At 51.2% G+C, this 6,951-nt stretch carries 5 protein-coding genes and 2 pseudogenes; 4 read left to right on the forward strand and 3 right to left on the reverse strand.

What is annotated here, in order from left to right; all coding sequences use genetic code 11:
* Nucleotides 1-446: 446 nt before the first annotated feature.
* From tyrS to XarjCFBP7645_RS21225, 4 genes and pseudogenes are all read left to right on the forward strand, one after another.
* A pseudogene (gene tyrS / locus XarjCFBP7645_RS21210) lies at nt 447-1,358 on the forward strand (tyrosine--tRNA ligase); the annotation flags it as partial.
* A gap of 330 nt (nt 1,359-1,688) precedes the next feature.
* Entirely contained in the window at nt 1,689-2,618 is a 930-nt protein-coding gene (locus tag XarjCFBP7645_RS21215; RefSeq protein ID WP_326521428.1) for an MFS transporter, read from the forward strand.
* Nucleotides 2,619-2,642: 24 nt separating this feature from the next.
* Entirely contained in the window at nt 2,643-3,839 is a 1,197-nt protein-coding gene (locus XarjCFBP7645_RS21220) for a DUF455 family protein (protein WP_146096414.1), read from the forward strand.
* 39 nt (nt 3,840-3,878) lie between these two features.
* On the forward strand, nt 3,879-4,631 hold the full coding sequence (locus tag XarjCFBP7645_RS21225; protein ID WP_181126448.1) for a class I SAM-dependent DNA methyltransferase: 753 nt from the start codon (nt 3,879-3,881) through the stop codon (nt 4,629-4,631).
* 76 nt (nt 4,632-4,707) lie between these two features.
* Here XarjCFBP7645_RS21225 and XarjCFBP7645_RS21565 read toward each other — a convergent pair whose 3' ends face one another.
* The 3 genes and pseudogenes from XarjCFBP7645_RS21565 to XarjCFBP7645_RS21235 form a co-directional block, all read right to left on the reverse strand.
* Complete coding sequence (locus XarjCFBP7645_RS21565; protein ID WP_155407446.1) at nt 4,708-4,890, reverse strand: hypothetical protein; 183 nt, start codon at nt 4,888-4,890, stop codon at nt 4,708-4,710.
* Between the two features lie 15 nt (nt 4,891-4,905).
* Nucleotides 4,906-5,046 (reverse strand): annotated as a pseudogene (locus XarjCFBP7645_RS21230) (integrase core domain-containing protein); the annotation flags it as partial.
* Between the two features lie 20 nt (nt 5,047-5,066).
* A protein-coding gene (locus XarjCFBP7645_RS21235; protein ID WP_104539047.1) for an IS3 family transposase occupies nt 5,067-6,175 on the reverse strand; the annotation gives its coding sequence in 2 pieces (ribosomal slippage) (nt 5,067-5,923 and nt 5,923-6,175; 1,110 coding nt in all).
* Between the last annotated feature and the right edge of the window lie 776 nt (nt 6,176-6,951).

The following is a 6,951-nucleotide window of genomic DNA, read 5'->3' on the forward strand; positions in this document are numbered from 1 at the left end:
GTCGGTTCCGCGCATGAAGGGGCATCCGTTGGGTCGTACCGAATAGTCTATCGAGGTGGGCGGTATTTCAGCAGCCTGCTAAGGGTGTCATTGATGGATGTTTCCCAAAATTCTCAAGGGAGAATTATGAGGACCGATATCCAAGTATTATGCAAGGTAGAGCCTACTTCTACTACATGGCGCAGATGATTCACGACTCGTACCCGGGGGCTGCTCAGAAGCTTCTCAAGGGGCTCAGTTCGCTAGCTCGTGATTATTATGTTCCTGCGGCTAAAGATCCGGATTTCAACTTCCACCCCGCCGAAGCCGTTCCGTTGGAATTGCGACACAAGCTGACAAAGCTATTTATATCGAAATCTAATTAACACTGGAGCGTGGTTTCCGGCCACTCCTTAGCTCGCTATTTTTTGATAAGATGTGCATAGGACCCTGGAATTGGAACTCGTGTGAAGACCGTAGCTGAGCAGTTGAAATTGATCAATCGTGGAGTGGACGAAATAATCAAAGAGGCAGAGCTGGAGGAGGTCTTGAAGACTGGGCGCCCACTGCGAGTTAAGGCGGGCTTCGACCCTACAGCACCGGATCTCCACTTGGGACACACGGTGCTTCTTAATAAAATGCGTCATTTTCAAGATCTCGGCCACCACGTAATTTTCCTTATTGGTGACTTCACCGCGTCAATTGGTGATCCGAGTGGGCGGAGCGTCACGAGGAAGTTGTTAACAAAGTCTGCGATCGAGGAAAATTCTCGGACGTATAAAGATCAGGTTTTCAAGATTCTAGACGAAGCGAAGACCGAAGTTCGGTATAATTCGGAGTGGTATTCCGGGATGAGTTTTGAGGAGATAATCTCACTTTCTAAGGGATACACGGTGGCGAGAATGCTCGAAAGAGATGACTTTGCTAAGAGGCACAAGGAGGGGTCCAGTATCGCCCTCCATGAGTTTCTATATCCTCTGATCCAAGGCTACGATTCTGTTCATCTTCGCGCCGATGTTGAGATTGGGGGGAGTGAGCAGCGCTTCAATTTGTTGATGGGAAGGACACTGCAAGCCTACTTTGGGCAGTCACAGCAGGCAGTAATTACAATGCCGCTTCTAGAAGGCTTGGATGGCGTCGCTAAGATGTCAAAGTCACTAGGTAACTATGTAGGGATCGAAGAAGATCCTCGGCAGATGTTCGAAAAAATTGTCGGGATTAGTGATGCATTGCTTTGGCGCTGGATTGATCTTCTTAGCTTCGAGGTATCGATTGATGAAGCACGAAGCTTGCGATTGCAAGTGGAGTCAGGAAAAGAGGAGTCACTAAGTGTGAAGGAACGGCTTGCCACTGAAATCGTTAATCGGTTTCATGGTGCGCGAGCTACAAGCCTTTTGCGATGTGATTGAAGAAATGTTATGAGCTACAGCGCTTACTTAGGGCAAAGGAGAGTTCTAACGTTTGCACTTTGGGCTGCGCTAAGCGTTGGCGCGTGTGAAATGTTAGTTGTTGTCCTTCTACTAAGGGCTCTTCAGCGTGATAGTAGTGGCCTTTCTGCTGCCCTTGTTTACGTCGCAAGTACGGGCGGATTCTGCTTAATGGGTTTGATGGGTCAACGCATACTGCACCACGTGAGCCCACGCGTCATAGGGTTAGGTGGTGGGCTGCTTTGCACAGCCATCGCTACGGCTGCTTCGCTCCAAACTGGCATGTATTTTGACTATTTCGTAATTTCGTGCATTTCGTTCATTACAGCGCTTGACTATCCTAATATAAACTCTTGCGTGACTTCTTCTACTCCTGCAAATTTGAGAGGAGTTATTTATTCGAATATTTCGATTGGCACTGGAGTCATGTTGGTCACTGCGCCAGTGGTAGGAGCAGTGTTAGTTTCAGAATTTGGATCGGAAATAACGCTACAAATTATCGCTTTTGTCTTCGCGGCTTCTTGCCTGTCTTGGGTGTTCACTCCACTGTCTAGAGACTGGAAAAAGAGCAAGAAACCTTCGGGTATATTCCAGGCATACAAATTAATTTTGGATGGGAAGGGCTTGAGGACGCTGACCATCAACCGTATTCTAAATGGGTTCATTTACGTCGGCGTTCCCGTTTCTATCCCGTTCATGATATCGAATGCAGGCGTGGATGGCCGTTCTTACGGCTGGCTCCAATCTGCTTCGATATTCGCTATACGCTTCGGCGGGCTTTCAGCCAGCCTGACGCTCTCATATCTACTTAAAAAGAACCCTGGAGTTAGTGGGCTTCTTGGTGTGGCGTGTACTTACTTGGGTTTCTTGGCTGTTATTATTTTGCTTATATTCTCCGACTACAGAGCTTTTTTGGGGGCGTGCTTCCTAGTTGGAATTGGGAACGCTTTTTTCCGCACAGTCGGACTCGTTCTCGGGCCGGCTGTTACAGCGCGGGATGTACTTCCGCAAGTCATTCTTGCTGGAGACAGTTTGGTCAGATTCAGTTATTTTGCGTACACAGGTATATTAACGGCGCTGGCCGCTACGTGGATAACAGCGCCCGGAGCCTTGCTGTTGTTTTCTATCTCAGCCCTGCCAGCTCCCCATTTGCTGAAGACTGCGTTGCGCGCCTATGCTAGGCAACTCGGAACGGATGAGCGACGGGAATAAATTCGTTGACGAAGGAGAGAGTCAGTGGCTAACAGCACGGTCGTCCAGAAATCACTTAGAGATTTCGCATTCGCACTCAGGTATTCGATGATGTGCCTGGCAGCCGATTGCTTCTGCTCCTCAGAAGCAAAGAGAAAGGTAGAGCTGGCATTCGCTTTGGAGCGAATTGGCCTTGCTCTGCGAGGAATCGTCCAGCGCTTAGAGGAATACTGGCATCCCGATATGCTCAACAAGGATGTTGAAGCATTTGATCTACATGAGGGCGAAGCCCCGTCAGTTTACTCTTACGAGAGAAAGCCTGTGTCTGCTCGCGTTAAGGAATTGGACTGTTTCGCAAGTTTTCTGATAGGGCGCTTGCCAAGAAATCTGCTTCATGAGTATGACAAAGCTATTTTAGAGAGAGCTCGTCGTGATGTATTAAGTGCGGCGGCTGATAATTTCCAAGAGGTGGAAATTTGTAAAGCTGACTTCTTTATGGTAAATAAGATCTCTGCGCTTAGAAATACTAATTTCCATCAAATTATTCCCGAGAGGCCGGTCCGCCCGATGGGCTGGGAGAGGCTCGATCAGCGGATCAACTGGGGTAGGAGTGCTGAGGAGACGATTCTAAAGCAATCTAATTTTCAGGCTTTTCTGGAGTACGTGTATGCAGATGTTGAGATAACCGCTGTCGACATCTGTTGTCATTCTTTACTTCAAGGTGGTAGTTTGCCTCACGAGTTTTGCTGTGACATTTCAAGGCAAATTGGGGACGAGGCACGTCATGCTGAGTCGATTGCAAATATGATCAGAAAGCTTGGGGGGGATGAGACAAAGAGTAGATACGTCGATATCGTGGCGGATCGTTACTACTTAGGCGATAGTCTTCTTGAAAAGCTGGCTATTCAACACCTCGTTCAAGAGGGTAACGCTGTTGAGGTCAACTCATTATTTATTTCTGACTTGAGGTCTGTTGGATATCATGAAATAGCAGATGAGTTTGAAGTAATTACTAGGGACGAGGCCTTGCACGTAAAAATAGGGAATAGATGGGTTTTGCATCTGCTTGCGGCGGCTGGAGCGGATGGGGGAGCCTATACTCGATTGCTGAGGGATGTGGGGGAAAAGATTTCGCTTTCTCCGTATGGTAAGGGAAGCTGGGATTCAAACGTAAGGCGAAGTGTGGATTTCCCTGAGGCTTTTATTCAATCGGCTCCCAAGGAGCCCGCGAAAAGTGCATAAGAATCAATGCGTCGGAGGCCTGCTGTGCTGGATATAAACTTGGGTGCCGCTGAGGCTTACGATATCGACACGGCGTCACGAGGGGATGCTACGTTCTATCAAAGAGCGGTCAAAGGTCATTGCAAGGTGATTGAACTAGGTTGCGGCACTGGCAGAATTCTGCTGAGCCTTGCAAGTATTTGCGAGAAATATTACGGAGTCGACTCGTCCGAGCAGATGTTAGCAGTCTGCCACAGGAAGGCGGCTGAAATGATTCATCGCGGATTGGTCGAGTTAGAGGTCTCAACCATTTCGGATTATTCGCCCCCAGAGCGCGTGGATTTAGTTATTTCACCGTTTCGGGTGTTCCAGAATCTAATGTATGACAATGAAGTCGCGGGTTTTTTCTCTTGTCTGGACAGGTGTCTTCTTCCCAATGCTGTCGCTATTTTCGATGTGTTCATGCCGAACTTCTCCTCGGAGGAATTCCTTAAGCTTGGTCCATCGGCGCGTTGCCTTGATTGGGAAAAAGAGCTTGATGATGGGTCGAGATTTTCCAAGAGTAGTGAGCGGATTTTCGTCTCGAAGAGTCCGCCATTTGTCATTTCAAGGATTACATATGAGCGGGTTTCGGGCTCGGGAATCTCAATTGACGTAAGTACCATTGATGTGCCGATGAGGATTTGGCAGCCAGATGAACTCATAGAGGTTGTGCGCAGCCATGGTTATGAGGTCCTACGAAAGCATGGTGGATTCGCTGGTGAGGCTTGGGGTGAGGGGCCTGATCTGGTTCTTGAGATCCATCGCGCTTGAGAAGTTGGAGAATCTTAGGCGGAGTTCGCCATGTTTGATCGGCTGCCGTGTTACACACGTTGATGGAAAACAAAATCTAAGTCGGGTCGAAGCGACGACACTTGGTTCCGTCGTTTTTCAACACGCGCGAAAAATCACCGGAAGCTCCCGGGTCATCCCGCACCGGCATGGTGAGCGAAGCAGCAAGGCCCCTGAATTTCTGTGCCGCGGCGTTGTAGGTGAACTGCCATTGCTCGGCCCAGCGATCTTTGCCCACCATGGTCAAAGCGCCTATTTCCTCGTATTCGCGTCGCCAGCGTTCGATCTCAGTGCGTGCATGCAGCAGCGTTGGGAACCAGTGTTCGTTGAGGCATTCGTCGCGTAGCCGGCCGTTGAACGATTCGACGTAGGCGTTCTGGTTAGGTTTGCCCGGCTGGGTTGTCGACTCCCCCTAATTCAATGCCAGCCAAAGCTAGAGGTCTGCGGTTGATGTTGATCACGGAACTCGACGGGCGTTAGCCCGTCCAGGCTGTCGGGCGGGATCTGCTGGTTGTAGTCGGCCAGCCAGTGTTCGGTCTGTTCGCGAACCTCGCTCAGCGTGCGGAAGAGATGCATGTCCAGCACGCCGCGCCGGTAGCTGCCGTTGAAGCGTTCGATAAAACCGTTTTGCATTGGACGCCCCGGCTCGATGAAGTCCAAGGCGATGCCTTTGCGCTCGGCCCACTCGGCCAAGGCCAACGCGACAAACTCCGGGCCACTGTCCAAGCGAAGTTTGCCGGGGTAGCCGCGCCAGGCCGCGATGCGTTCCAAGGTGCGGATGACGCGGGCGGCCGGAAGATTCAAGTCCACTTCGATCGCCGAGGCTTCCCGACTGAAATCGTCGATGACATTGAACGTGCGGAAGCGTCGACCATCCCACAACGCATCGGACATGAAGTCGATCGACCATCTGGCATTGGGGTGTGCTCCGCAGGCCAACGGTTGGGGATGACGCGTCGGGACCCGGCGCCTGCTGCGACGACGTTGATTGAGCTTCATCAGGCAGTACAAGCGCCACACCCTTTTGTGATTCCACACATGTCCGCGACGGTGGATGATCTGAAAGAGCTTCCCAAAACCACGCTCGGGAAAGCGCTCGGCCAATTCGGACAACAGCGCAATGACCTCCTCATCCCGATCAGGACGGCGCCGATAGCGCATCGTCGAGCGCGCCACGCCAACCACCGCACAGGCCCGGCGCTCGCTCCAGCCATGCTGCTCGACGAGCCAAGCAATAAGCGGGCGTTTGTGCGCCGGGTCTACAGCTTTTTTGTGATGACATCCTTGAGTGCATGGTTTTCCATCGCGAGCTCGGCATACATGCGTTTGAGCTTGCTGTGCTCGGTCTCCAGGTCGCGAAGGCGCTGCACATCAGCTGCCTCCATGCCACCGTACTTGGACTTCCAGACGTAGTACGTCGCGTCGGAAATGCCCAGCTCACGGCACACATCCTTGACCTGGCGGCCGCCCTCAACCTGCTTCAGCGTGGCGACAATCTGGCTTTCGGTGAACTTGCTTTTGCGCATCGTTGGTCTCCTCGGTGGCTAGTGTGCCCGGAGACCTCTAGTTATGGATGGATCAATTTTACGGGAGGCTGACAGTGCATCACGGCCTTCTGTCTCATTCTTGGCAGAGAGGGAGTCAAGAAAAACGAAGTCTCCCGCAATCTCAATGAATGGAAGGCTGTGATCCTGGCTTAAATGAGGCAAATAAGAAGCCGAAAGTAGCTCAAGTGCGATTGTCCGAGGATTGCGGAGTTCTAACATTGCGGTCTAGTGCCTGAATTAAGCCGAGTCGCAAAGCGGGTTCGGCTTGAATGAATTGTTAGGCCTCATCTGCGGGCCAAACCTCGACCAAGTCACCGTCGACGAAGCCGACACATACTGCAGTAGCGATGCGAAGCACATTTGTCTGTGAGGTAGATGAGTTCTTAATAAAAGATCTGACCTCTTTAGTCACGTACGCCAGTGCTTGTTCCCACCCGGTGCCCGCGACAGAGCGCGCGAGTACAAAATCGAGTGGCTGAGATGACCACAACTCAGGTGGACAAGCCCACTCAGGATCATCTTGGTCGTAAGTGCCAGCTCCAATCAACTCTACGATCCAGTCGCCGCATTCCGCCAAGTTGAAGTTGTAAGCCACGACTCCATCGGGAGTACTGGATGGTACGGCTTGGTGGAGCCAGTTGGAGAAGGACAAAGTTTGGGATTCTGTCATGAGGCCTAACAGGCTGCTGAAATACCAGTCGCGACGAAGCAATCATCGGCCAACGTGTGAGCCAGCAACTGCGATGCTGATCGCT

The organism is Xanthomonas arboricola (assembly GCF_002940665.1).
Taxonomy (GTDB): Bacteria; Pseudomonadota; Gammaproteobacteria; order Xanthomonadales; family Xanthomonadaceae; genus Xanthomonas; species Xanthomonas arboricola_B.